The organism is Roseibaca calidilacus, from assembly GCF_001517585.1.
GTDB lineage: Bacteria > Pseudomonadota > Alphaproteobacteria > Rhodobacterales > Rhodobacteraceae > Roseinatronobacter > Roseinatronobacter calidilacus.
In genome coordinates this window covers 791,259-814,089 of record NZ_FBYC01000004.1, presented here as the reverse complement: position 1 = coordinate 814,089, position 22,831 = coordinate 791,259, and the positions used below count along the sequence as shown (strand labels likewise).

22 protein-coding genes and 1 tRNA gene are annotated in these 22,831 nt (G+C 61.3%); 14 read left to right on the top strand and 9 right to left on the bottom strand.

What is annotated here, in order from left to right:
- The first annotated feature begins 241 nt into the window (after positions 1 to 241).
- Entirely contained in the window at positions 242 to 793 is a 552-nt protein-coding gene (locus AWT76_RS07515; protein WP_141655907.1) for a hypothetical protein, read from the top strand.
- A 20-nt stretch (positions 794 to 813) separates the two neighbouring features.
- Here AWT76_RS07515 and AWT76_RS07510 read toward each other — a convergent pair whose 3' ends face one another.
- The 5 genes from AWT76_RS07510 to pdxH form a co-directional block, all read right to left on the bottom strand.
- The gene (locus tag AWT76_RS07510) at positions 814 to 1,296 is read right to left on the bottom strand and encodes a hypothetical protein (RefSeq protein ID WP_072245804.1); all 483 of its coding nucleotides are present in this window, start codon (positions 1,294 to 1,296) and stop codon (positions 814 to 816) included.
- A 501-nt stretch (positions 1,297 to 1,797) separates the two neighbouring features.
- A tRNA-Pro gene (locus AWT76_RS07500) sits at positions 1,798 to 1,874 on the bottom strand.
- 88 nt (positions 1,875 to 1,962) lie between these two features.
- Positions 1,963 to 2,451, bottom strand: coding sequence for a DUF192 domain-containing protein (locus AWT76_RS07495; protein WP_072245802.1), 489 nt, complete (start codon positions 2,449 to 2,451; stop codon positions 1,963 to 1,965).
- Positions 2,441 to 2,968 (bottom strand): cold-shock protein, encoded by a 528-nt coding sequence (locus AWT76_RS07490; protein ID WP_072245801.1) that lies wholly within the window; start codon positions 2,966 to 2,968, stop codon positions 2,441 to 2,443. The genes AWT76_RS07495 and AWT76_RS07490 overlap by 11 nt, the downstream gene beginning before the upstream one ends.
- A gap of 87 nt (positions 2,969 to 3,055) precedes the next feature.
- Positions 3,056 to 3,661, bottom strand: coding sequence for a pyridoxamine 5'-phosphate oxidase (gene pdxH, locus AWT76_RS07485; protein WP_072245800.1), 606 nt, complete (start codon positions 3,659 to 3,661; stop codon positions 3,056 to 3,058).
- A 192-nt stretch (positions 3,662 to 3,853) separates the two neighbouring features.
- Between pdxH and fabI the strand changes: the two genes are divergently transcribed.
- The 6 genes from fabI to rimO all read left to right on the top strand — a co-directional run bounded on the left by fabI (position 3,854) and on the right by rimO (position 11,246).
- The gene (gene fabI, locus AWT76_RS07480) at positions 3,854 to 4,675 is read left to right on the top strand and encodes an enoyl-ACP reductase FabI (protein WP_245638790.1); all 822 of its coding nucleotides are present in this window, start codon (positions 3,854 to 3,856) and stop codon (positions 4,673 to 4,675) included.
- Between the two features lies 1 nt (position 4,676).
- Positions 4,677 to 5,180 carry a xanthine phosphoribosyltransferase gene (gene gpt, locus AWT76_RS07475; RefSeq protein WP_072245799.1) on the top strand — a complete coding sequence of 168 codons (504 nt, stop codon included), beginning with the start codon at positions 4,677 to 4,679 and terminating at the stop codon, positions 5,178 to 5,180.
- A 295-nt stretch (positions 5,181 to 5,475) separates the two neighbouring features.
- Positions 5,476 to 7,323 carry a peptidylprolyl isomerase gene (locus AWT76_RS07470; protein ID WP_072245798.1) on the top strand — a complete coding sequence of 616 codons (1,848 nt, stop codon included), beginning with the start codon at positions 5,476 to 5,478 and terminating at the stop codon, positions 7,321 to 7,323.
- Positions 7,324 to 7,326: 3 nt separating this feature from the next.
- A complete protein-coding gene (gene trpE / locus AWT76_RS07465; RefSeq protein WP_072245797.1) occupies positions 7,327 to 8,853 on the top strand; it encodes an anthranilate synthase component I in 1,527 nt (508 codons plus the stop codon).
- A gap of 9 nt (positions 8,854 to 8,862) precedes the next feature.
- Positions 8,863 to 9,825 carry a class I SAM-dependent methyltransferase gene (locus AWT76_RS07460; RefSeq protein WP_072245796.1) on the top strand — a complete coding sequence of 321 codons (963 nt, stop codon included), beginning with the start codon at positions 8,863 to 8,865 and terminating at the stop codon, positions 9,823 to 9,825.
- A gap of 44 nt (positions 9,826 to 9,869) precedes the next feature.
- On the top strand, positions 9,870 to 11,246 hold the full coding sequence (gene rimO, locus AWT76_RS07455; RefSeq protein WP_072247572.1) for a 30S ribosomal protein S12 methylthiotransferase RimO: 1,377 nt from the start codon (positions 9,870 to 9,872) through the stop codon (positions 11,244 to 11,246).
- A 34-nt stretch (positions 11,247 to 11,280) separates the two neighbouring features.
- On the opposite strand, the gene AWT76_RS07450 is transcribed toward rimO, so the two are convergent.
- Both AWT76_RS07450 and AWT76_RS07445 read right to left on the bottom strand, forming a co-directional pair.
- Positions 11,281 to 11,649: a DUF6746 family protein gene (locus tag AWT76_RS07450; RefSeq protein ID WP_072245795.1), complete on the bottom strand. Its 369-nt coding sequence runs from the start codon at positions 11,647 to 11,649 to the stop codon at positions 11,281 to 11,283.
- Between the two features lie 123 nt (positions 11,650 to 11,772).
- Positions 11,773 to 12,774, bottom strand: coding sequence for a hypothetical protein (locus AWT76_RS07445; RefSeq protein ID WP_072245794.1), 1,002 nt, complete (start codon positions 12,772 to 12,774; stop codon positions 11,773 to 11,775).
- Between the two features lie 432 nt (positions 12,775 to 13,206).
- Here AWT76_RS07445 and AWT76_RS07435 point away from each other — a divergent pair, with 432 nt between their 5' ends.
- The 4 genes from AWT76_RS07435 (at position 13,207) to proS (ending at position 17,752) form a co-directional block, all read left to right on the top strand.
- On the top strand, positions 13,207 to 14,118 hold the full coding sequence (locus AWT76_RS07435) for a hypothetical protein (RefSeq protein ID WP_072245792.1): 912 nt from the start codon (positions 13,207 to 13,209) through the stop codon (positions 14,116 to 14,118).
- A 96-nt stretch (positions 14,119 to 14,214) separates the two neighbouring features.
- Positions 14,215 to 14,811 carry a VOC family protein gene (locus AWT76_RS07430; RefSeq protein ID WP_072245791.1) on the top strand — a complete coding sequence of 199 codons (597 nt, stop codon included), beginning with the start codon at positions 14,215 to 14,217 and terminating at the stop codon, positions 14,809 to 14,811.
- 59 nt (positions 14,812 to 14,870) lie between these two features.
- On the top strand, positions 14,871 to 16,349 hold the full coding sequence (locus tag AWT76_RS07425) for a tetratricopeptide repeat protein (protein ID WP_072245790.1): 1,479 nt from the start codon (positions 14,871 to 14,873) through the stop codon (positions 16,347 to 16,349).
- Between the two features lie 68 nt (positions 16,350 to 16,417).
- On the top strand, positions 16,418 to 17,752 hold the full coding sequence (gene proS / locus AWT76_RS07420; protein WP_072245789.1) for a proline--tRNA ligase: 1,335 nt from the start codon (positions 16,418 to 16,420) through the stop codon (positions 17,750 to 17,752).
- A 36-nt stretch (positions 17,753 to 17,788) separates the two neighbouring features.
- Here the strand turns inward: proS and map are convergent, their stop codons facing one another.
- Both map and carA read right to left on the bottom strand, forming a co-directional pair.
- On the bottom strand, positions 17,789 to 18,541 hold the full coding sequence (gene map / locus AWT76_RS07415) for a type I methionyl aminopeptidase (protein ID WP_072245788.1): 753 nt from the start codon (positions 18,539 to 18,541) through the stop codon (positions 17,789 to 17,791).
- A gap of 78 nt (positions 18,542 to 18,619) precedes the next feature.
- Entirely contained in the window at positions 18,620 to 19,777 is a 1,158-nt protein-coding gene (gene carA / locus AWT76_RS07410; RefSeq protein ID WP_072245787.1) for a glutamine-hydrolyzing carbamoyl-phosphate synthase small subunit, read from the bottom strand.
- A 192-nt stretch (positions 19,778 to 19,969) separates the two neighbouring features.
- On the opposite strand from carA, the gene AWT76_RS07405 reads away from it, so the two are divergent.
- The 3 genes from AWT76_RS07405 to AWT76_RS07395 all read left to right on the top strand — a co-directional run bounded on the left by AWT76_RS07405 (position 19,970) and on the right by AWT76_RS07395 (position 22,830).
- Positions 19,970 to 20,425: a GatB/YqeY domain-containing protein gene (locus AWT76_RS07405; protein ID WP_072245786.1), complete on the top strand. Its 456-nt coding sequence runs from the start codon at positions 19,970 to 19,972 to the stop codon at positions 20,423 to 20,425.
- Positions 20,418 to 21,650 (top strand): AGE family epimerase/isomerase, encoded by a 1,233-nt coding sequence (locus AWT76_RS07400; RefSeq protein ID WP_245638789.1) that lies wholly within the window; start codon positions 20,418 to 20,420, stop codon positions 21,648 to 21,650. The genes AWT76_RS07405 and AWT76_RS07400 overlap by 8 nt, the downstream gene beginning before the upstream one ends.
- A gap of 142 nt (positions 21,651 to 21,792) precedes the next feature.
- The gene (locus tag AWT76_RS07395) at positions 21,793 to 22,830 is read left to right on the top strand and encodes a rod shape-determining protein (protein ID WP_072245784.1); all 1,038 of its coding nucleotides are present in this window, start codon (positions 21,793 to 21,795) and stop codon (positions 22,828 to 22,830) included.
- Position 22,831: the final 1 nt, after the last annotated feature.

The window sequence follows — 22,831 nt, the reverse complement described above, 5'->3', positions numbered from 1 at the left end:
ACCTTGATTTTCTTGAAAGACGTGTTTCCCGGACATATTTCAGAATATCCTAAAAATGAGAGATAATCATGACTACCAATCAGAGAAGATCCCCGGGTATTGATCGCAAAAATGATCAAGGATTTTTTTCGGAAAGAACGCTCGGTGTTTCAAGGCCCTCCTCGATTGCGAGGGAACCGAAACAAAATCCACCTTCGACAGATAAAAACAAACAAAGCTCCCAGTAGGGAGCGACTGAAAGATGAATCAGGAAAACGACATATGTGATGAGCGCAAAAACGCTCAGTTGACGCAGTTCGACGTACTTCGGAATGCGATCTATCACTCTCATTGTCGAAGAATAATGGAGTTTAGAAGCAGACTCCTAGCACTTCTTGTGGTGGTTTTGGGGGCTTCTTCCGTGGGGGAGATCATCCCCAAAACAAGCATTGTGGATCAAGCCTGGGTCGGTCTCGTTATATCGATACTCGCTACCATCCACTTGGTCTTTGACTTCGGGCGAAGATCTGGAGATCATCAGTTTTTCCAGAAGAGCTACTACTTGCTACTCTCCGAGATGGAAGCTCAAACAAGCCCAAGTGCGTCTGATTTCGCACGATGGCGATCTCAGATGATTACCATAACATCTTCAGAACCGCCAGTTCTACGTGCGATTGACGCAAAGGCTCATAATGAAACGGTAAGTATTCTCGGGATGCCGAAAACTGACGGCCTGATAATACCATGGCACCACTGGTTCTTAGGCGGTATGTGGAGTTTTTCTGGTTATTTATACAAGAATATCGAAGAATAACAGGAAATTCGATTACGAAGTCACTTCAGCCCGAGCTGAGCGTTGATCTTCTGCGCTGCCGGTGCGGCAGCGAACCAGGATCCGGCCTTTGAGAACCCTTCCCGGATCTTCCCGGGCTGCCCCTCCAGGTATCGGACCATCTCGGTGACCCGATACAGCCCCCCGAGTGAGGGGGGCGGCATTTCCCGCTTCTGGAGCGCCTGGCGGCTCACCTGAAGACGTGCAGCGACATCCGCAAGGCTGACCAGGTCCGGACGGACCTCGCGCAGTGTGGCCCCTTCAGGAAGCGCCTTCAGCGCCTGTCCGACCGCTTCTGCGATGACAGCCTCCGCATCGGCGCCTTCCCGAATGAACCCGAGGGCGACAAGGCCGGCGGCGCCGGTGCCCACGATTGCATCATCGCACCCCGCCTCATAGAGGGCGTCCAGCATAGCGTCCTCATCACGCTCCCCAGCAGGAAGGGCAATCATGAGGTCAAACTCGAATTCCTGAACGTCACTCATCGGTCTCATCCTTCATTACACAGCCCTGAGCCCTTCCGATGAGACCCCGTGCGGTTCCCCGAGGGTTCTTTGGGGTGCTCCAGATCGACATCCGGCAGAAGGTCCCTGATCTACAGGCATCTCCCGCATTTGCTGGGCACAGGGCATAGCCCCAAGCGTGGGCGCTGCGCCCCTTTGCCATTTCGACGGTCCATCCCATCGCCTCAAGTTCAGCCAAGGCACTTTCGATGTCTTTGTCGGGATGCCTTGATCGCCCCATACATATACCTCCAGGTCTCGCGGTTGTCAATCGACAACCAGGTCACACGCAGTTACCGTTGATGGCGATCATGACTTCGAAGATATTGTGGTCAACCCCCTATCAGAAAAGGGTTTCCCGAGATTCGAGCGGTGAGATCGGGGATTTCGGGGTTTGTAAACCAAACTGTAAACCGCCCGATACCCGGTCATGGCTATCGGTTGAAAAAGGCTTGTAAAGCCATGTTTTCATGAGGTTTTCAATGGTCGGGGCGATAGGATTCGAACCTACGACCTACGGTACCCAAAACCGTCGCGCTACCAGGCTGCGCCACGCCCCGACAGGCTTCGTTTACAAGCCCATGACCTGCTAGGAAAGGGCGAAAACGCCCATTGTTGAAAAATCTTCTACCCGCGGTAAAGCGCGGCTCAAGGCTCGCAGGGCCAAAGCGCCAAGGACTGGTCCAAGCGCGGATGACGCAATTCGCTGCCCTCTGCGATGCCGAAGGTTTCGGCCAAGCCGGCGTTGATTTCCAGCACCATCAGCACGTTGTCACCGCCCGGAATGGGCGTTTCATCCATCGGCACCGCGTTGTGATGGACATGGCGCACCGCGCCATCCGGGCCAACAAAGATCATGTCCAGCGGGATCAAGGTGTTGCGCATCCAGAAACTGGCGGTGGTGGGCGCTTCATAGATGAACAGCATCCCGGCAGAGCGCGGCAGGCTTTCACGAAACATCAACCCTTGGGCGCGGGTTTCGGGGGTGTCCACGACCTCTGCGGTGAACCGCGCCTGCCCCCATGGGCCGCGCAGGTCCACCCGGTCGGGCGCGCAGGACGCGGCAGCTTGCGCTGCCAGCGACAGCAGCAACAGCGCCGCACCAAGCAGCGCCCCGACAAGCCCCCTAGCCTTCATGCAGCGCGGCCTCCCAGGGTTCGATGATTACGGCCATGCGCCCGCGCTCGCCGTCCACTACGCGGATTGCAATGGCTTCACCGGGCAGCAATTCGGCCAGACCCGCGCGGCGCAGGGTTTCCATATGCACGAAGACATCCTCGGATTTGCCGAAACAATTGGCAAACCCAAAGCCTTTGACCTTATCAAACCATTTGACGCGCGCAGCTTCCAGCGGGACGGACCGGTCCACCACAAGGGCCGCTTCGCCGCTTTCGGTATCCTGCCCGGCGCTGTCGATCGGCGGCAGAACCGCGAAAACCTCTGTCACCTGATACCCGCGCATGGTTTTTTGGACGGTGACGGTCATGCGCGCGCCGTCGCAAACCGAACTCAACCCAAAGTTGCGCAACGCATTGGCATGCAGTAAAATATCGGGGCCGCCCTCAGCGGCAACAATAAAACCGAATCCTTTCGCCGGGTCGAACCATTTCACCGCTCCCTGAACCTGTTCATCGGGATGATATTCGGACGCCATGCTGTCTCTCGCTCGTGGTCTAAGCGCTCTTCGGCGCAATTTCATGAGTTAGCCGGAACTCTGGCCAGAACAAACCCGTGCTGGGCGCTAAGGCGCCAGGCGCGTGACCGCCCAAGTATCGACGGACGCCCCTTTGCGCCATTGAAACCGGTCATGCAAGCGGAAAGCACCATCCGCCCAGAACTCGATCTCAGACGGCACAATACGAATGCCGCCCCAAAATGGCGGGCGCGGCGGATTGGTGCCATGGCGTGCGGTCTGCCGGGCGACCTCTGCCATCAGGCTGGCACGCGATGCAAGCGGTTGCGATTGCGGCGAGGACCATGCCCCAAGCCGACTTTTCAACGACCGAGAAGCGTAATAGGCATCTGCCTCTGGCCCCTCATATCGTTCCGCCCTGCCGCGCACGCGGATCTGACGCCGCAGCGATTTCCAATGCAGCACGAACGCCGCCTTGCCGCTTGCTGTAATCTCTTGCCCCTTAGCGCTGGTGTAGTTGGTGTAGAACACGAAGGAATCGTCCAGAATGTCTTTCAGCAGCACCATACGCACATTGGGCATGCCGTCAGGGTCCACACTGGCCAACGCTATGGCGTTCGGGTCGTTGGGTTCCAGAGGTTCCGCTTCCGCCAACCATCTGCGAGCAATCTTGAAGGGATCTTCCCCTGCAAAGATTCCGTCCCGTTCGTTCACGCTGCCACCATCACTTTTTGTGTTTTCGCGGGATGATCCGTGAACGGCTCCCGAACTTGCTATGGTTGTGAGTATTAACACTTAAGATGCACGATGCAAGCATAGCCCATGCGGGCGAGAACCCGCGCCTGTCGCTTGCAGCATTCCGGGCAATGCCCTAAAGCAGGCGCAGCGGGTAGTAGGAGCAAGATCATGTCCCTTTTGATGAGCGGCAAACGTGGCCTGATTATGGGCGTGGCCAATGATAAATCCATCGCCTGGGGCATTGCCAAAATTTTAGGCGAACATGGTGCCGAGCTGGCGTTCAGCTATCAGGGCGACGCGCTGAAAAAGCGGGTGCTGCCCTTGGCCGAAAGCTTGGGCGCTGCGCATTTGTTCGAATGCGATGTGACCGATATGGGCTCTGTCGATGCGATGTTCGCTGCACTTGAAGCGCAATGGGGCACGATTGATTTCGTCGTTCATGCAATCGGCTTTTCCGACAAGGCGGAATTGCGCGGTCGCTATGTCGATACCAGCCGCGACAATTTCGCCATGACGATGGATATCTCTGTCTACTCGTTCACCGCCGTGTGCCAACGCGCCGCCCGGTTGATGCCGAATGGCGGCAGCCTGCTGACCATGACCTATTACGGCGCCGAACAGGTCATGCCGCATTACAACGTCATGGGCGTGGCCAAGGCCGCATTGGAAGCCTCGGTCAAATATATCGCCGAAGATTTGGGCAAGGACGGCATCCGCTGCAACGCAATCAGCGCCGGGCCGATCAAGACGCTGGCGGCCTCTGGCATCGGCGATTTCCGCTATATCATGAAATGGAATGAGTTGAACTCTCCGCTGCGGCGCAATGTCACGCAAGAAGAGGTCGGCAAGGCCGCGCTGTATCTGCTGTCCGATCTGGGCACCGGCACCACGGGCGAGAACCTGCATGTTGATGCGGGCTATCACGTTGTCGGCATGAAAGCGGTGGACGCGCCCGATATCGACGTTGTCACCGGCAAGAAGGACGCCTGATATGTCTGACCGTCTGCCGCATGAAAAAGGCTTCCATATCAGCTGGGACCAGATCCACCGCGACAGCCGCGCACTGGCCTGGCGGCTGGACAAGCACGGCCCCGATGGTGGCGATTGGCGCGCAGTGGTGGCGATCACGCGCGGCGGGCTGGCCCCGGCGATGATCATCGCTCGCGAGTTGGATATCCGCGTGGTCGATACGATCAGCGTGAAATCCTACGACCACCAGACGCAGGCACAGGCCACGGTGCTGAAAGCCCCGCAGGCCGATATCATGGGCACGGATGGTGAAGGCGTGCTGATTATCGACGATCTGGTCGATACCGGCAAAACGCTGGAATTGGTGCGCCGCATGTTCCCCAAGGCGCATTTCGCCACGGTCTATGCCAAACCGCAGGGGCGTGGCATGGTGGACAGCTTCATCACCGAAGTCAGCCAAGACACTTGGATTTTCTTCCCGTGGGACATGGCGCTGCAATATGTCGAACCCTATCGCGGCACCTAAACCTGTAGGCCGCTAGGGCCAAGCGGGCTTCTTTGCACAATAGCACGGGCAGGCTTTACTCAACCCAAAGTTGCTTAACCGCACATTTAGTCGGGCAGCTATCCGCCCTGCCGTAACCGCCACGCCCCTTGGCCCTTTGCGCGGCAATTTCGGCATGGAACATGGTCTGGCGCGGCAAAACAACCTGCGATTCTGACCGCAGGTGCATTACGGGGCGCGGGGCAGCCTTGCCCCTGCCCCGCGCATTCTTTAGACAGGCGAAAACAACCTTTCCTCGCCAATCGAGAGTGCACGCATGTCGTCGAACAAGAATTCCAAGGGCAAGAAACTTGGCGCCGGGCTGCTGATGGGCCTGCTGGCACTCAGCTTGCTGGGCTTTGGGGTTGAGGGCTTTGGCACGGCGCGCCAAACCATCGGCACCGTGGGCGAACGCGACATCACCGCCGACGACTACGCGCGCACGCTGCAAAACGACATGCGCGCGCTGCAAGCGCAGATTGGCGAAACGGTCACACTTGAACAGGCGCGCCTGTTCGGGCTGGACCAGCGTGCGCTGCAACAGTTGATCGACCAAGCCGCGCTTGACACCGAAGCAGAGCGGTTTGGCGTTTCTGTGGGCGACGCGACCGTGCAGGCAGAAATTCTGGGCATCTCCAGCTTTCAGGGGATTGACGGGTCATTCGACCGCGAAGCTTATCGCTTCGCCTTGCAGAATGCCGGGCTGAGCGAGGGCGAATTCGAGACCTCTATCCGCGAGGAGATCGCACGCTCGATCCTGCAACTGGCCACAGTGGGCGGCGCCAGCGCCCCCGAGGGGCTGGTGCAACCGCTGCTGGACTACCAAGCGCAGACCCGCGATTTCACCGTGCTGACCTTGACAGCCGATGACCTTGACAGCCCTGTCGGCCAACCCGATGACGCGGCATTGACCGCCTATTACGACGCCAATCTGGACCGCTACACCCAGCCCGCTGGCAAGCGGCTGGACTATGCTTGGATCACCCCGGAGATGCTGCTCGATACGTTGGATGCCGACGAAGAGGAATTGCGCGCCGCCTATGAAGCGCGCGCGGCGCAGTATCGTCAGCCTGAACGGCGGCTGGTGGAACGGCTGATCCTGCCCGACATGAGTGCCGCGCAAACCGCGATGGACCGCATCCGCGCGGGCGAGGCCACTTTCGAAGACGTGGTGGCAGATCGCGGTCTGACACTGGATGACACCGATATGGGCGATGTCACCCGCGATGCTTTGGGCGACGCCGCGGAAGCTGTTTTCGCGCTGGAAGAACCGGGTGTCACCGGCCCGGTAGAGACCGACCTTGGCCCCGCGATTTTCCGGATGAACGCGATTCTGGCCGCGCGTGAAACCCCGTTTGAAGAGGCCCGCGCAGAGCTGCGCGATGCGCTGCTGATGGACCGTGCCCGCCGTATTCTGGCTGAAAACCTTGACCTGTATGAAGACCTGCTGGCAGGCGGGGCCACCGTGACCCAACTGGCGGCAGAAACAGAGATGCAGGAAGGCCAGATCGACTGGCGCCCGGATGTTCGAAGCGGCATTGCCGCCTATGAAGAATTCCGCGACGCCGCGCGCGACGTGCAAGCCGGGGATTTCGCAGAAATCCTGCTGTTGGACGATGGCGGCATGTTCGCGCTTGAACTGGTCGAAGGACTGCCTGCCACGCCGCGCCCCTTGGATGACATCCGCACGCAGGTTGTGCAGGATTGGCAAAGCGACGAGATCCGCGCGCGCCTGTCCACGCTGGCCGAAGCGCTGATGGAAGAGGTCGAGGGCGGCACCGCGATCGACGCTCTGGGCCTTGACAGTCTGCGCTTTGCCGACCTGTCGCGCTCTGACCCGGTGCCGGACCTGCCCGGCGCCGTGCTGGAACAGGCCTTCGAACTGGACGAGGGCGCGCTGGCAACCGTCGCCGATGGTGCGCGGGTGCATGTGGTGCAATTGCACGCCGTCAATGCCCCCGACCCGGATATGGACAGCACCCAACAAATTCGCCGCGCGCTGGACCAGCAGATCACCCAAAGCTATGCGCAAGACCTGTTCGGGTATTTTGGTGACGCGCTGCGCCAATCCATGCCGGTCACGCTGAACCAACAGATGATCGACGCTGTTGAGCAGAGCTTTTGACGCATGGCCAGCCTGACCCCCGACTTCGACCATTTCGAAGCAGCTTGGGCACGCGGTGAGAACCAGCTTGTCTATATGCGGCTGGCCGCCGATCTGGACACGCCGGTGTCGCTATATCTGAAACTGGCGGGCGCGGCGCGCGACAGTTTCATCTTGGAATCCGTCACCGGCGGCGAGGTGCGCGGGCGATATTCGATTATCGGGATGAAACCCGATCTGGTCTGGCAATGCCACGATGGCCGCGCGCGGTTGAACCGTCAGGCACGATTCGACCCCGACGCGTGGGAGGATCAGGCCGCCCCCCCGCTTGACAGCCTGCGCGCGCTTTTGGCCGAATCGCGGATCGACATTCCCGATGATCTGCCCGCCGCCTGTGCCGGGCTGTTCGGCTATCTGGGATATGACATGATCCGGCTGGTCGAACATCTGCCCGACGTAAACCCCGACCCGATTGGCGCGCCCGATGCGCTGATGCTGCGCCCGTCCGTCGTGGCGGTGCTGGATGGGGTGAAGGGCGAGGTGATCGTGGTCGCACCCGCATGGGCCGCCAGCGGCCTGCCTGCGCGCGCCGCCTATGCCCAAGCTGCCGAGCGCGTTATGGATGCCGTGCGCGATCTGGAACGCGGGCTTCCCGGCACCCCGCGCGAGCTGGCCGAAGGCGATGCCCCCATCGGTGCGCCAGTGTCGAATTTCAGCAAGCCCGACTACCTTGCCGCTGTGGAAAAGGCCAAGGATTACATACGCGCGGGCGATATCTTTCAGGTCGTGCCGTCACAGCGCTGGTCGCAGCGTTTTGCACTGCCGCCCTTTGCGCTGTATCGCTCGCTGCGGCGGATGAACCCGTCGCCTTTCATGTTCTATTTCGATTTCGCGCTGGCGGATGGCCCGTTTCAGGTGATCGGTGCCAGCCCCGAGATCTTGGTGCGGCTGCGCGATGGCGAGGTAACGATCCGCCCCATCGCGGGCACACGCCCGCGCGGGGCAACCCCGGAACAAGATCGCGCGCATGAGCAAGACCTGCTCGCCGATCAGAAAGAACTGGCCGAGCATCTGATGCTGCTGGACCTTGGCCGCAACGATGTGGGCCGGGTGGCCCGCATCGGGACCGTGCGCCCGACAGAGGAATTCGTGATCGAACGCTACAGCCATGTCATGCATATCGTGTCGAACGTGGTGGGCGAACTGGCAGAAGGGCAAGATGCGCTGTCGGCCCTGTTGGCCGGTCTGCCCGCGGGCACGGTCAGCGGTGCGCCCAAGGTGCGCGCCATGCAGATCATTGACGAGTTGGAACCGGAAAAGCGCGGTGTCTATGGCGGCGGCGCGGGGTATTTTTCCGCAGGCGGCGAGATGGACATGTGCATCTGCCTGCGCACCGCCGTGCTGAAGGACGAAACGCTCTACATTCAGGCTGGCGGCGGCGTGGTCTATGACAGCGACCCAGAGGCCGAATATGAGGAAACGGTCAACAAATCGCGCGCCCTGCGCCGCGCCGCCGAAGAGGCGGGCCGCTTTACCCGTGGCAACAGTTAGGCACCTGCCATGGTCCATGCCAGAACCACGCCCTTTGCCATGCCGCTGCCAAAAGCCTTAGAGCATGTGGACCGGTTTTTCGGGCTGGATACGATTTTGACGGATGAGGGGTGCGATATTCTGCGCCCCTATTACCAGCAATCCGAACCCGGCTATAAACGCGTGCATTCCGAGAAGGGCTGCATGCATATGGCGCTGAACCCCGACGGGGTTTACAGCGCCGACGGGTATTTCACACAAATCCGCACTGTCGCAGATCACATTCGGCAGGTGCAGGCCAAACGGGTGTTGGAATTGGGCAGCGGCATGGGGTTCAACACCATCGCGCTGGCGCCAGACCACCCCGATGTGCAGTTCACGGGCCTTGACCTGATGGCGCATCATGTCAATAGCGCCGGGAAAGATGCCCGTCATCTGCCCAATGCCCGGTTTCAACTGGGCAGCTATGCCGATATTCCCACGGATCTGCACGGGGCCGATGTGGTGTTTGCCGTGGAAACCCTGTGCTACGCGACCGATCTGGATGCGGTCGCGCGGCAAATTGCGGCTGCCATGGCGCCGGGCGGGCGGTTCATTATGTATGATGGGTTCCGCCGGGCCGATTTTCACCAAGCACCGCCAGATGTGCAGACCGCCGCGCGCCTGTTTGAGGTGACGACCGCCGTGACAGGCGGCTTTCACAGTGTCGAGGCTTGCGAGGCTGCGCTAGCCCGCGCAGGGCTTGTGGTGCTGCGCCGCGACGATCTGTCCGATCAATCCATTGCCGGGCTGCGCTATTTGCACCACCGCTCTGCGCGATTTTTCCGGTCATGGAAGTATCGCCTGCTGAAACATGTCTTGCCGGTTTACCTGCTGCGCAATGCCGTGGCCGGGCTGGTCGGCCCCTATATGATTGAAGGGGCCGGGCCGAATTCGGGCGATACGCAAGCTGCCATCACCTATTCTGTGCTGATGGCTGAAAAGCCGCACTGAGGATTTCACTTCCCTGCCCGCCCGCATGGGACTATATGGCGCGCATGTCGCAAAATCCGCCCTCGCTTCGCCCCGATATCGCCCCGCGCGCGCAACTGCGCGACGCCGCCCCGCGCCCCAACCAGCCGACCATCGGCATGGTCAGCCTTGGCTGCCCCAAGGCATTGGTGGATAGCGAGCGCATCCTGACCCGGCTGCGCGCCGAAGGCTATGCAATCAGCCCTGATTACACCGGCGCGGATGCGGTGATCGTGAACACTTGCGGGTTTCTGGACAGCGCCAAGGCCGAATCCTTGGATGCGATTGGCGAGGCGTTGACCGAGAATGGCCGCGTGATCGTGACCGGCTGTCTGGGGGCGGAACCCCATTACATAACGGGTGCGCACCCCAAGGTTCTGGCCGTGACCGGGCCGCACCAATATGAGCAGGTGCTGGATGCCGTGCATACAGCCGTGCCGCCCGCGCCCGACCCGTTCATCGACCTGCTGCCGGCCAGCAGCGTCAGCCTGACGCCGCGCCATTACAGTTACCTCAAGATTTCAGAGGGTTGCAACCACAAGTGCAAGTTCTGCATTATCCCCGATATGCGTGGGCGGCTGGTCAGCCGACCCGCCCATGCGGTGCTGCGCGAGGCGGAGCGGCTGGTAGATGCGGGCGTGCGTGAATTGCTGGTAATCTCGCAAGACACCTCTGCCTATGGGGTGGACCTGAAACACGCCGAGGACCGCGGCCACCGCGCGCATATCACCGATCTGGCGCGCGATCTGGGGTCTTTGGGCGCGTGGGTGCGGCTGCATTATGTCTACCCCTACCCGCATGTGCGCGATCTGATCCCGCTTATGGCGGATGGATTGGTGCTGCCCTATCTGGACATTCCGTTCCAGCACGCGCATCCCGACACGCTCAAACGCATGGCGCGCCCAGCCCATGCCGAACGCACGCTGGACCATATCGCGGCATGGCGCGACATCTGCCCCGATATCACCCTGCGCTCCACGTTCATTGTCGGCTATCCGGGAGAGACGGAAGCCGAATTCCAGACGCTTCTGGACTGGCTGGACGAGGCGCAACTGGACCGGGTGGGCTGCTTTCAATATGAAAACGTGGACGGTGCCCGCGCCAATGCCCTACCCGACCATGTGCCCGATGCGGTGAAAGCCGAACGCTGGGAGCGGTTCATGCAAAAGGCGCAAGCCATTTCCGAGGCCAAGCTGGCCGCCAAGGTCGGTCAGGTCATGCAGGTAATCGTTGATGATATCGACGCAGACGGTATCGCCACCTGCCGCACCAAGGCCGATGCGCCTGAAATTGACGGCAACCTGTTCATTGACGACGACACGGACGGGCTGGCCCCCGGCGATATTGTCAGGGTCACGGTGGACGAGGCCGGGGAGTATGACCTCTGGGGGCAGCGGGCCTAGCGGATGGCGGGGCGCCAGGCCCCGCCAGTGCCGCTCAGGGCACGATCTTTTGCGCCGTTTCCAGATAAGTCAGCCCGTAGTCGCGCAACCGCGCGCCATTGCTGCCTTCGGATGCCTGATGCACATATTCCAGCTGTTCCGCCAGTTCGGTGCTTTCGGCGATCAGCTTGGCCAAGGCCACTTCCAGCGTGTAGGTCAGTTGGTGCACATCTTCCATGTCATCCGGGGTCAGGCTGTCCTTGGCCATGATCCCGGCCATGATGGCGTTATACTCGGAAAAATTGGCAAGCGCCGCATCGAGCGTTTCTGACGGTTGCGGGGCGTAATGGTCAACGCGGTCTTGCGCCATGGCCGGCATGGCCGCGAATACGGCGACACAGGCGTATCGGACGAGGGTGTTCATAGGCAGGCTCCTTCAGCATGGAATTGAACAGCGTCAGGCGTGGCTGCGCGCGTGTGTTCCATGGCTGCACCTAACCCGACTTTATTAGTCTGGATTGGCACCAAGGACAAGCCCTGCGCGGTCCTATTCCGCTTTTGGTATCCTCCGCGGCGTGTGCGAGACGAATTGCGCTGCCAGCCAATCGGCGGCGCAGGCGCTGATCTCTGACAATTTCAGGCGTTCCGCTTCGCGCATCCGGGTCGATCGCATCAGCATGATCCGCCGCCCAAGCGCCGCGCGCCCGCGCGGGCTGTCGGCCAGCACCGCGTCGGGAACAAGGCTGTTCGCCGGGCTGCCATGCGCCAGCAACGCCTCGTAATTGCCAAGCGCATGATACAGGGCCAGCACGCACTGACCGGCTTCGGACGGGCAAACCGCCGCGCAGGCCGCGCGCAGATGAAGGGCAGCAGGCGCGGTCGACAGCCAGTCTTGCAAGGCGGGTTTGGGCGGCACCTGCCCATCCATGTAGCGGCGCTGCGGATCGCCCGGATGAAGCTTTTCGGCCTGTTCGGGGGCCAGCGTCCGGTTGCGCGACAGGAATGCCAAGGTTTCCGGATACCAGTCTTGCGCCAAAATATCGCGCCCAAAGCCCCGTTCTTGCCGCTTGGCTACGGTCAGCAGCGCCTGCGCCAACGCGCGCGGTTCGTTCAGCGCAGCGAATTGCGCGGCAACGTCCAGATCAGCCGCAACCCCACCCAAAGCATGCCATGCACGGGCCAGCTCATCGCCTTGCGCCGCGGCCTCTGCCAGCCAGTTGCGCCCTGATAGCCCGCCGGGCGCGCGCAACAGCGCAATCCGATCTGCCCGGGGCAAGGCCAGCACCGCCGGGCCTTGCAATGCCGCGTGACGGTCAATCAACCCCAGCAGGGTTTGCGCGGGCGCGTCACCCGCCTGCGCAAGCTCGGCCAAGCCACGCAGCCCTGCCAATTCGTCATCCGCCAGCCAAGCCGCGATGGCGGCATCACGCGCCGCACCGGCCGATTGTGCCTGCACGGCAAGCGGCGCCAGCCAAACCAGCACACAGGCCATAAGCGGCGCGATCCATTTGCGCAGCAAGTCAGATTTGGGGCTGGGTGGATAGGACATTATGCCTCTGGTTTCGATTATGGCGCGACTATGCCGCGCAACTGAGCGCACGGCAAGCCGTCACTGTTTTCGGCTTTGCGCACAGGGCGCGCGAAAAAACCCGCCCTTGCAATAAGGGCGGGTCAGTCACCCGCGTGTCGGCGGGACAGGGAGGAAAATGTTTCTGGCAGCGCCATAAACATGTATCTGGGTATAATCATTGCGTCGGGCGTTCCTTGATCTGAATCAAAAAATTGGCGCGCATCATGGTGAACACGGTGCTTGTTCACAAACAATCCAACCTGTTGCACGGGACTGGCACAGAACCGCGAACAATCGCTTTTCGGTTGCCATGATTTTGACAAAAATTCGCCGCGCCTTTGCCATACGATATTTGCCAGCGCCCGACCGGCTCTGTAGCCTGTAGACAGATTTTGACCGGGCAGGACCGCCATGACCAGTATTGATCTTTCGACCGCGCGCACCGACGCCGAATGGCTGGCACGACTGGACGAGCTGGGCGATGAGCTAGGCGCGTTCTCGCCTCTGGGCAGCCAACATGCGGCATTCTACGCCGATGGTGGCGACACGCTGATCGTCAGCTTCGAGACGGTGGCCGAGTGTCGCGCCACCGGCCCCGAACACAAACCGCTTGGCCTGTTAGTGGCAGAGGCGAATGGCTGGTCGCATCTGGGCCTAATCGCACGCGCGCCGCGCTGGTTTCGGGATACCGAAGTGCTGGATTTCTTCGATGCCCAGATTGACGAAGGTTTCTTCGACAGCTTCAAGCGCGTGCTGTTCTACGGTGCGGGCATGGGCGGTTACGCAGCCTGTGCGTTTAGCCTGACCGCGCCCGGCGCGACGGTTCTGGCGATTGCGCCACAAGCCACGCTTGACCCGGCAATCGCCCCATGGGACCGGCGATTCATATGGGCGCGGCGGCTGGACTTCCGCACGCGCTTCGGGTTTGCGCCCGACATGCTGGACGGCAGCCGCAACGCTTTCGTGCTCTATGACCCGTCGCTGCGGGCAGATGCCATGCATGCAGCCTTGTTCCGCCGACCCTTTGTCACCCTTCTGCGCAGCCCGCGCCTGTATGGTCCGACCCAAGACAGCCTTGCCCGCATGGGCTTGCTGGCCCCGCTGATCGAACTGGCCGCGACCGGCGCCTTGACCGCGCCGAAAGCCGCACGCCTGCTGCGCGCGCGGCGGCATGACCCGGAATATCTGCGCGCCCTCACCCGCCGGATCGCGCGCAGCGCGCGCCCCGGCCTGACCGCCATTGCCGCCAAGAGGTCGCAGGCCCTGTCGCGCAAGAGGGCAAAGCCGGGACGGGATGTACCGCAGCCCGAACCCGTCGCCTGAGCGCCCCCGCCCTAACAGGTTCTGTGCGGCGATAAACAGGACAGGCCGACCGGTCTGCGCTAAGTTCCCAAGCAAGACTTGCTCAGGGAGTTCACGATGTCAGACACGCAATACCGCAAGATACAGACCCAAGGGGTCCATCACATCACGCTGATCGGGGCGGATCGGCAGACATCGATTGATTTCTGGGAAGGGGTGCTGGGCATGCCCTTCATCTTTGACCAGCCCAATCTGGATGACGCGAACGAAGGGCATTTGTATTTCGACCCTGGCGACGGGCGGCTGATTACCATCTTCACCAATGAAACCCGCAAGCCCGACCCAAGAGCGGTGCCCGAAGACACGGGCAGCCTGCATCATCTGGCCTTCAACGTGTCGCAGGCGACCTTCTGGCAAATCGCCGCGCGGCTCGATGCGCGCGGAGTGCGCCATTCGGGGCCGGTAGATCGCGGGTTCATGGATTCGATCTATTTCCGCGACCCGCTGGGCCTGCGCATTGAACTGGCCAGCTACCGGTTTGAACCGCCCGAAGGCACCCGCCACGCCGACGTGATGATCGAAGCCCACCGCATCCGCGTGGCAAACGGTGACCGCAACATCCAGCGCGAACATCTGGCGGACGCGATAGAGCTGCTGGTCGAGCGGCGACAACAATCGCTCAGCGCGGATCGGGGCGCGAAGAAGGGGTATTGAGGGCGCTGGACAGATCGCCGCCCAAAGGTCAGACTGCCTGCAACATTTGAGCAGGCAGCATGATTTCAAACATCCTGACATGGTTCGAGCAAGAGGCGACGCTACTACAGGCCATCGCGGCCGGAACGGCGATCCTTGGGTTCGGTGGCGCGGTGATCTGGGGGGCGTTCCGGCTCATCCGTTGGGCGGTGACAAAGCCCAAACCGGTGCAGGTAGAAGCCAGAGTTACATTTGCTGACGAGCAAACCCGGCTGACCATGCCAGAATTCCTGCGCATGCGTAAATTGCTGCGCGACGACATCATCGCCGAACTGGACCGCGCGGATGACGAAGAGCGCAGGCGCCTGCAAGCGCGCATCGACGATCTGACCGCTCAGATCAACGACCCCGAAGGCGCGTTCGAGGCGGAGCGCAAACGCTTGGCCGATCTGGAAGACAAGCTGTTGCGCGAGGGCAATGAACTTGGGGCGGAGCGGCTGAACTCTGCCATTGCCAAGCTGCGCGCGGGCAATACGGATGAGGCGGAGGCGATCTTTTCCGAAATCGCGGCGCGCGAGGCGATGGCGGTGCAACGCGCCGCGCGCGCTGAATTCGGCTTGGGCGAAATCGCGGAATCGCGGGTGGAGTGGCGGGCGGCGGCGCAGCACTACGCACGGGCGGCGGAACTGGAACCCGACTATGAACCTTTGCTGGCAGCTGGTGAACTATTATGGCGTAGCGGGCAGTATGATGCTGCATTGAACGCAAACAAGCAGCTTGTCGAGTTTTCGAAAGACAAATTTGGGCCCAACAACCCAAGGACCGCGCTTGCCCAAAACAATTTTGCAGAAACCTTGCGAGCGCTAGGGCAGCATGAAGAAGCGCTTGTCCAATTCAAACAAGCGCTTACAGTTGTACAAAAAGCGTTCGGCGCAAACGATACCAAGGTTGGCGCATGTCTGAACAATATAGCCGAAGTTTTAAGAGAGCTGCATCATTACGAGGAAGCCGAGCCCTTCTATCAACAGGGAGTTGAGATTGGACGTGCTACGATCGCAATCGACACTCTCGGATACGCGACAAGCCTAAATAACTACTCTGTGTTTCTTCGCGAGGTTGGGCGGCACAATGAGGCAGAGCCTCTTATCAGAGAAGCGCTCAGATTAACCAAAGCTTCGCTAGGCGAGCGCCATCCTACCGTGGCAACACGGTTAAACAATTTATCGCTATTACTGGCAATCACTGGACGTAGCGGAGAAGCCGAAGAACTCTTGCGCGAAGCAATTGAGATCGGCCGCGAAACGCTCGATGTTCAGCATCCCGACTTAGCTGTCTGGATCAACAATCTTGCCGGGCTGTTAGAAAACACCGGGCGTGTGAACGAAGCGACGCCACTTTATTTAGAAGCGTTAGAGATTTTCCGCGCCGCTTTGGGCGACGACCACCCCGATACGCAAACAGTCGCCCGCAACACCCTCATCCACCTGCGCGAGCACGCCCCCGACCACCCCGACCGCGCGGCGCTGGAAGCCGTGTTCGGCACCCCGGACGCGCCATAACCCGCCTTGCCCCTGCGCGCGCCACGTCTTACACCGGGCGTTAATCGCAGATGCCAAAGGACACCCCCATGCGCCTGACCCGCTATTTCCTGCCCGTGCTGAAGGAAACCCCGTCCGAGGCGCAGATCGCCAGCCACCGGCTGATGCTGCGCGCAGGGCTTATAAAGCAGGCCAGCGCCGGGATCTATTCGTGGCTGCCCTTGGGTTACAAGGTGCTCAAGCGCATTGAACAGATCGTGCATGAAGAACAGATCCGCGCGGGGCATATCCCCATGCTGATGCCCACGCTGCAATCGGCCGATCTGTGGCGCGAATCCGGGCGCTACGATGATTACGGGCAGGAAATGCTGCGCATTACCGACCGGCACGGGCGCGACATGCTTTATGGTCCGACGAACGAGGAATTGATTACCGACATCTTCCGCAGCCATGTGAACAGCTACAAGGACCTGCCGCTGACGCTATATCACATCCAGTGGAAGTTCCGCGACGAGGTGCGCCCGCGCTTCGGCGTGATGCGGGGTCGCGAATTCTACATGAAGGACGGGTATAATTTCGACCTGACCAAGGAAGACGCGCTGCATGCCTATAACCGCCATCTGGTCAGCTACCTGCGCAGCTATGAGCGGATGGGCCTGCAAGCCATTCCCATGCGCGCCGATGGTGGGCCGATTGGCGGCGATTACACGCATGAATTCCTTGTGCTGGCCGAAACCGGGGAATCGGAAGTGTTTTATGATTCCGAGATCACCGACATGAAATTCGGGGACCGCGCGGTGGATTACGACAGCGTAGACCAATGCCAGGCGGTGCTGGAAGAATTCACCTCGCGCTACGCCCGCACGGACGAAACCCATGAGGAAGCGTTGTTCAACGACCAGGTGCCGGAAGCGCGCCGTCGCAGCGCCCGCGGTATTGAAGTGGGGCAGATCTTCTATTTCGGCACCAAATATTCCGAAGCCATGGGCGCCACCGTCGTCACCCCCGATGGCGGGCGCGTTCCGGTGCATATGGGCAGCCACGGGATTGGCGTAAGCCGCCTGCTGGGCGCGATTATTGAGGCGAGCCATGACGAGAAGGGCATCATCTGGCCCGAAGGCGTCACGCCGTTCCATTGCGGGATCGTGAACCTGAAACAGGGCGACGCAGCGGCGGATGCAGCTTGCGAAAGCCTCTATGCTGCGCTGACCGCCAAGGGGCTGGAGCCGCTATATGACGACCGCGCCGAACGCGCGGGCGCGAAATTCGCCACGATGGACCTGATCGGCCTGCCATGGCGTATTACCGTGGGGCCGCGCGGGCTGGAAAAGGGTGTGGTGGAACTGACCTCGCGCCGCACGGGCGAGAGCGAAGAGATGTCGCCAGAGGCGGCTGTGGACCGGATCGCCCAGATCTACAGCTAAACCCCCTGCCCCCATGCCTTGCGCTGGGGGCAGACATCAGTGCGGTAATGTCAGGATGACCGGCCCGCGCCGCGTGGCGATCACGGTATGCTCATATTGCACAACAGGGCTGCGGGGGGTGCTATAGAGCGTCCAATCGTCGCCTGCGACCGTGTCTGCCCAAAGCCCGCCGCGCGCCAGAAACGGCTCTACCGTCAGGACCATGCCATGCCGCATGCGGCGGGTATCGCGGCGGGTGGGCCATGTCGGAATTTCTTTCGGCGCTTCGTGCAACGCGCGGCCAATCCCATGGCTGGCCAGATTGCGGATCAGCGTATAGCCGCGCTTGCTGGCGAACGCACCGATCGCATTGCCAATGCCGGAGATGGGTTTGCCATGCCCGACCTGCGCAATCCCGATCTGCATCGCGCGCTGACCGTCGCGGCACAGCCTCTGGGTATCTTCCGACGCCGCACCAAGACAAAAGCTGGCCCCGGTATCGGCAAAAAAACCGTCCAGCGAGGCCGACACGTCGATATTGACCAAATCGCCCTCTGCCAATTTTTGGGGGCCGGGAACACCATGCGCAATGGCGTCATTGACGCTGATACAGGTCGCGCCCGGAAAGCTGTAAAGCGATTCCGGCGCAGACACCGCGCCCTCGCGCTCCAGCATCGCGCGGCCAATATCGTCCAGCTCTGCTGTGGTCATGCCCGGTTCCATGGCCTTGGCCATGCCCTGCAAGGTGCGCGCAACGATCCGCCCGATCTTGCGCAGCGCCTGCAACTCTGCGTCTTGTGAAATTGTCATTGCGTGCTTTGTGCCCCCTTTGGACTGGCCTTTAGCACGACACGGGCGGCGGGCACAGCCAGCCGCGCCTACGCCCCGTCAACCCGCTTTGCGTGCCGCCATCGCATCCGCAAACCGCTCGAACAGGTAGAAACTGTCTTGCGGGCCAGGGCTGGCCTCTGGGTGGTGCTGCACCGAAAAGACCGGCTTGCCCTGAAGCTGAATCCCGCAATTCGACCCGTCGAACAACGAGGTATGCGTTTCCACCACGCCTTCGGGCAGGGTCTGCGCATCGACCGCGAAACCGTGGTTCATGGATGTGATTTCAACCTTGCCGGTGGTGTGGTCTTTCACCGGGTGGTTCGCGCCGTGATGGCCGTGGTTCATCTTGATGGTTTTCGCACCAAGCGCCAAAGCCAGCATCTGGTGGCCAAGGCAAATGCCAAAGACGGGCAAATCGGCATTCAGCACGTCGCGGATCATCGGGACCGCATATTCGCCCGTGGCCGCCGGGTCGCCCGGCCCGTTCGACAGAAACACGCCATCGGGGTTCAGCGCCAGCACATCTTCGGCAGTTGCCGTCGCAGGCAGCACGGTCACATCACAGCCCGCGCTGGCCAAACAGCGCAGGATGTTGCGTTTCGCGCCGTAATCTATGGCGACAACCTTGTGTTTTGGTTCTGTCTGGCGGGTATAGCCCTTGGGCCACGCCCAGCGCATTTCATCCCAACGGTAAGATTGCGCACAGGTCACATCGCGCGCCAGATCAAGGCCCACCAGCCCTTTCCACGCGCGGGCCTTGGCCACCAAGGCTTCAAGGTCGAACACGCCATCGGGGTTATGCGCCAAGGCGACATGCGGGGCACCTTGCTGGCGGATCGCGCGGGTCAGGCGGCGTGTATCGACCCCGCCCATGCAGATGCGCCCGCGCCGTTCCAGCCACGCGACAAGCGTTTCCTGCGCGCGCCAGTTCGAGGGCGCGGTCGGATCCCATTTCACCACCATGCCTGCGGCGACGGGATCGGCGGTTTCGTCGTCATCTTCAGTCACACCGGTATTGCCGATATGCGGAAAGGTGAAGGTCACGATCTGCCCGGCATAGGACGGGTCTGTCATAATCTCCTGATAGCCGGTCATCGCGGTGTTGAAGCACAGCTCCGCCACCGTTTCGCCGGTTGCGCCAAAGCCGCGCCCGTAAAAGATGGTTCCATCGGCCAAGGCAAGGCATGCAGTGGGTTTGAGTGGCTGGGCACACATGCGACACGGACTCCGGGCTGGCTGAATTTGGCGCAAACTATGGGGCGTGGCGAAAAGAATCAAGCGAAACCGGCCCATTATGACAATCCGCGCAAGCCATTGTTTTAAAAATACTTTAATAGCCATTGCCGTGCCTGCCGTGCTTGCCTACTATGTGGGCTTGGCTTAACACAGCACGAAAAGAGGCCCCCCATGCTTATGCGGGACAAGATCACGACCGCGCTGAAAACCGCAATGAAGGCGCGCGATACGGACCGCCTTGCCGCCTTGCGGCTGATAAATGCCGCGATCAAGGACCGCGACATCGCCGCGCGGGGCGATGGCGGCGCAGAGATTTCGGACAGCGAGATCATCACCGTTCTGACCCGCATGGTCAAGCAACGGCGCGAATCGGCGCGCGCCTATGAAGAGGCCGCACGGCTGGACCTGGCCGAGAAAGAAAACGCCGAGATTGCCGTGATCGAGGATTTCCTGCCCCGCCAGATGGACGATGACGAGATCGGCGCAGCCGTCGATGCCGTCATTCGGGAAACCGGCGCCGCCAGCGTGCGCGATATCGGGCAGGTCATGGGCCTGTTGAAAACCCGCCACGCGGGCGAGATGGATTTCGCCAAGGCTGGCGCAGCGGTCAAGGCGCGCCTTGGTTGAGTCATCCTCTCTGTGGCAAGACCCTGACCATCGCGCCGCTTTGAGCGCCGATGCGCGTGCGCTGCTGGCCTTTCACAGTGCCAGCCTGTCGGCGGATGGCGGTTTCATGCCCTTGGGCACTGACGGCACCCCCCAGCATGGCGCCGCACAAGAGCTGCATGTCACCACCCGGATGGTGCATTCCTATGCCATGGGGCAGGCTTGGGGCGCGCCCGATTGCGCCGCGATAATCGACGCCGGGATGCGCGCATTATGGCACTGGCACCGCGACGCAGATCAGGGCGGGTATGTCTGGGCTGTTCACGGCCCTCAGCCGCAAGACAGTCGCAAACTGGCCTATGGCCATGTGTTCGTGCTGCTGGCCGCGTCCAGCGCGCAAGAGGTCGGGCATGAAGACGCCCCGCGCCTGTTTGGTGATATTGCAGCCGTGCTGGAGCGCCATTTCTGGGATGACGCAGCCGGTCGCCTGCGCGAGGAATTCGCCCGCGATTGGCAACCTATCTCTCGCTACCGGGGCATGAATGCCAATATGCACGGGGTCGAGGCGTTTCTGGCTGCCTATGAGGCCACGGGACAAGACATCTGGCTAGACCGCGCAGGGCGTATTCTGGATTTCTTCACCGGCCAGATGGCCGGGGCACATGGCCAGCGCATTCCCGAACATTACACCGAAAGCTGGCAGGTCGATCCCGATTTCCGGGGCGATCCGGTGTTCCGCCCGCCCGGCACAACGCCCGGCCACTCGCTGGAATTCGCGCGGCTGCTGTTGCAGCACTGGGATCTGACGGGCCGCACCGACCCAACCGCCCTGCCCCGCGCCCGCGCGCTGACCCAAACGGCGCTGAGCGACGCGTGGCTGCCCGAAGGGGGGCTGGCCTACACACTCACCCCCGGCCGCATGGTAGATCAGGCAGTGCGGCTGTGGTGGCCCGTGGCCGAAGGTCTGGGCGCGCTGGCCATGCTGCAAAAACTGGACCCGACCCCGCAAGATGCCGCGTGGTACGCCCGCCTACATGATTTCGCGCGCGCGCATTTCATCGACACCCGCCATGGCGGCTGGCACCCGGAACTGGGTGCCGATGGCCTGCCTGCGGCCAATATCTTCAGCGGCAAGCCCGATATATACCACGCGCTGCAAGCCGATCTGCTGGCGCTGGTGCCGGGTGTGTCGCGCGTTTTTGCGGGCTTGCGGGCGCTTGCAGCGAGGGGCTTGGACGGGCAATAGTGGCCTGCGCGGGCCAATTCCTGCCGATCCCGACAAGACGCCCCCTTTACCGCCTGCCCTGCACGGCCCTATAAGGCGCGAAAGAATCCGGCCAACTCCCCCATATCTTGGGGTGTCGCGGCACAAACACGGAAATATCAGCATGAACCCTTTTTCAAGCCTGTTCACATCCGACATGGCGATAGATCTCGGCACCGCCAATACGCTGGTCTATGTCAAGGGGCGTGGAATTATCCTGAACGAACCCTCGGTGGTGGCCTATCACATCAAGGACGGGCGCAAAGCGGTGCTGGCCGTGGGCGAGGACGCCAAACTGATGCTGGGGCGCACGCCGGGCAGCATTGAGGCCATTCGCCCCATGCGCGATGGGGTGATCGCGGATTTCGATGTGGCGGAAGAAATGATCAAGCATTTCATCCGCAAAGTGCATCGCAACACGCTGTTTTCCAAGCCGAAGGTCATTGTTTGTGTGCCCTATGGCGCAACCCCGGTGGAAAAGCGCGCAATCCGGCAATCTGTGCTGTCGGCGGGCGCGCGGCGCGCGGGGCTTATTTCCGAACCCATTGCAGCGGCGATTGGCGCGGGTATGCCCATCACCGACCCCACCGGCAGCATGGTTGTGGACATTGGCGGCGGCACGACCGAAGTGGCGGTGCTGTCCTTGGGCGATATCGTCTATGCGCGTTCGGTGCGCGTAGGCGGCGACCGGATGGATGAAGCCATCGTCAACTTCCTGCGCCGCAACCAGAACCTGCTGATCGGCGATGCCACGGCAGAAAAGATCAAATGCGCCATCGGCACCGCGCGGATGCCCGATGACGGGCGCGGCAAATCCATGCTGGTGCGCGGGCGCGACCTGCTGAACGGTGTGCCCAAGGAAACCGAGATCACGCAGGCCCAAGTGGCCGAAGCGCTGTCGGAAACCGTGACCACCATGTGCGAAGCCGTGATGATCGCGCTGGAAACCACCCCGCCCGACTTGGCCGCCGACATTGTGGACCGCGGCGTTATGCTGACCGGCGGCGGCGCGCTGCTGGGCGAGTTGGATCTGGCCTTGCGCGAACAGACAGGGCTGTCAATTTCGGTGGCGGACGAAGCGCTCAATTGTGTCGCCATCGGAACCGGCAAAGCGTTGGAATACGAAAAACAACTGCGTCACGCGATTGATTATGAAAGCTGAC

Coding starts and splice junctions, on each gene's coding strand:
- AWT76_RS07515 (WP_141655907.1), top strand. CDS start 242: ATGAATCAGGAAAACGACATATGTGATGAGCGCAAAAACGCTCAGTTG.
- AWT76_RS07510 (WP_072245804.1), bottom strand. CDS start 1,296: ATGAGTGACGTTCAGGAATTCGAGTTTGACCTCATGATTGCCCTTCCT.
- AWT76_RS07495 (WP_072245802.1), bottom strand. CDS start 2,451: ATGAAGGCTAGGGGGCTTGTCGGGGCGCTGCTTGGTGCGGCGCTGTTG.
- AWT76_RS07490 (WP_072245801.1), bottom strand. CDS start 2,968: ATGGCGTCCGAATATCATCCCGATGAACAGGTTCAGGGAGCGGTGAAA.
- fabI (WP_245638790.1), top strand. CDS start 3,854: ATGTCCCTTTTGATGAGCGGCAAACGTGGCCTGATTATGGGCGTGGCC.
- gpt (WP_072245799.1), top strand. CDS start 4,677: ATGTCTGACCGTCTGCCGCATGAAAAAGGCTTCCATATCAGCTGGGAC.
- AWT76_RS07470 (WP_072245798.1), top strand. CDS start 5,476: ATGTCGTCGAACAAGAATTCCAAGGGCAAGAAACTTGGCGCCGGGCTG.
- trpE (WP_072245797.1), top strand. CDS start 7,327: ATGGCCAGCCTGACCCCCGACTTCGACCATTTCGAAGCAGCTTGGGCA.
- AWT76_RS07460 (WP_072245796.1), top strand. CDS start 8,863: ATGGTCCATGCCAGAACCACGCCCTTTGCCATGCCGCTGCCAAAAGCC.
- rimO (WP_072247572.1), top strand. CDS start 9,870: ATGTCGCAAAATCCGCCCTCGCTTCGCCCCGATATCGCCCCGCGCGCG.
- AWT76_RS07450 (WP_072245795.1), bottom strand. CDS start 11,649: ATGAACACCCTCGTCCGATACGCCTGTGTCGCCGTATTCGCGGCCATG.
- AWT76_RS07445 (WP_072245794.1), bottom strand. CDS start 12,774: ATGTCCTATCCACCCAGCCCCAAATCTGACTTGCTGCGCAAATGGATC.
- AWT76_RS07435 (WP_072245792.1), top strand. CDS start 13,207: ATGACCAGTATTGATCTTTCGACCGCGCGCACCGACGCCGAATGGCTG.
- AWT76_RS07430 (WP_072245791.1), top strand. CDS start 14,215: ATGTCAGACACGCAATACCGCAAGATACAGACCCAAGGGGTCCATCAC.
- AWT76_RS07425 (WP_072245790.1), top strand. CDS start 14,871: ATGATTTCAAACATCCTGACATGGTTCGAGCAAGAGGCGACGCTACTA.
- proS (WP_072245789.1), top strand. CDS start 16,418: ATGCGCCTGACCCGCTATTTCCTGCCCGTGCTGAAGGAAACCCCGTCC.
- map (WP_072245788.1), bottom strand. CDS start 18,541: ATGACAATTTCACAAGACGCAGAGTTGCAGGCGCTGCGCAAGATCGGG.
- carA (WP_072245787.1), bottom strand. CDS start 19,777: ATGTGTGCCCAGCCACTCAAACCCACTGCATGCCTTGCCTTGGCCGAT.
- AWT76_RS07405 (WP_072245786.1), top strand. CDS start 19,970: ATGCTTATGCGGGACAAGATCACGACCGCGCTGAAAACCGCAATGAAG.
- AWT76_RS07395 (WP_072245784.1), top strand. CDS start 21,793: ATGAACCCTTTTTCAAGCCTGTTCACATCCGACATGGCGATAGATCTC.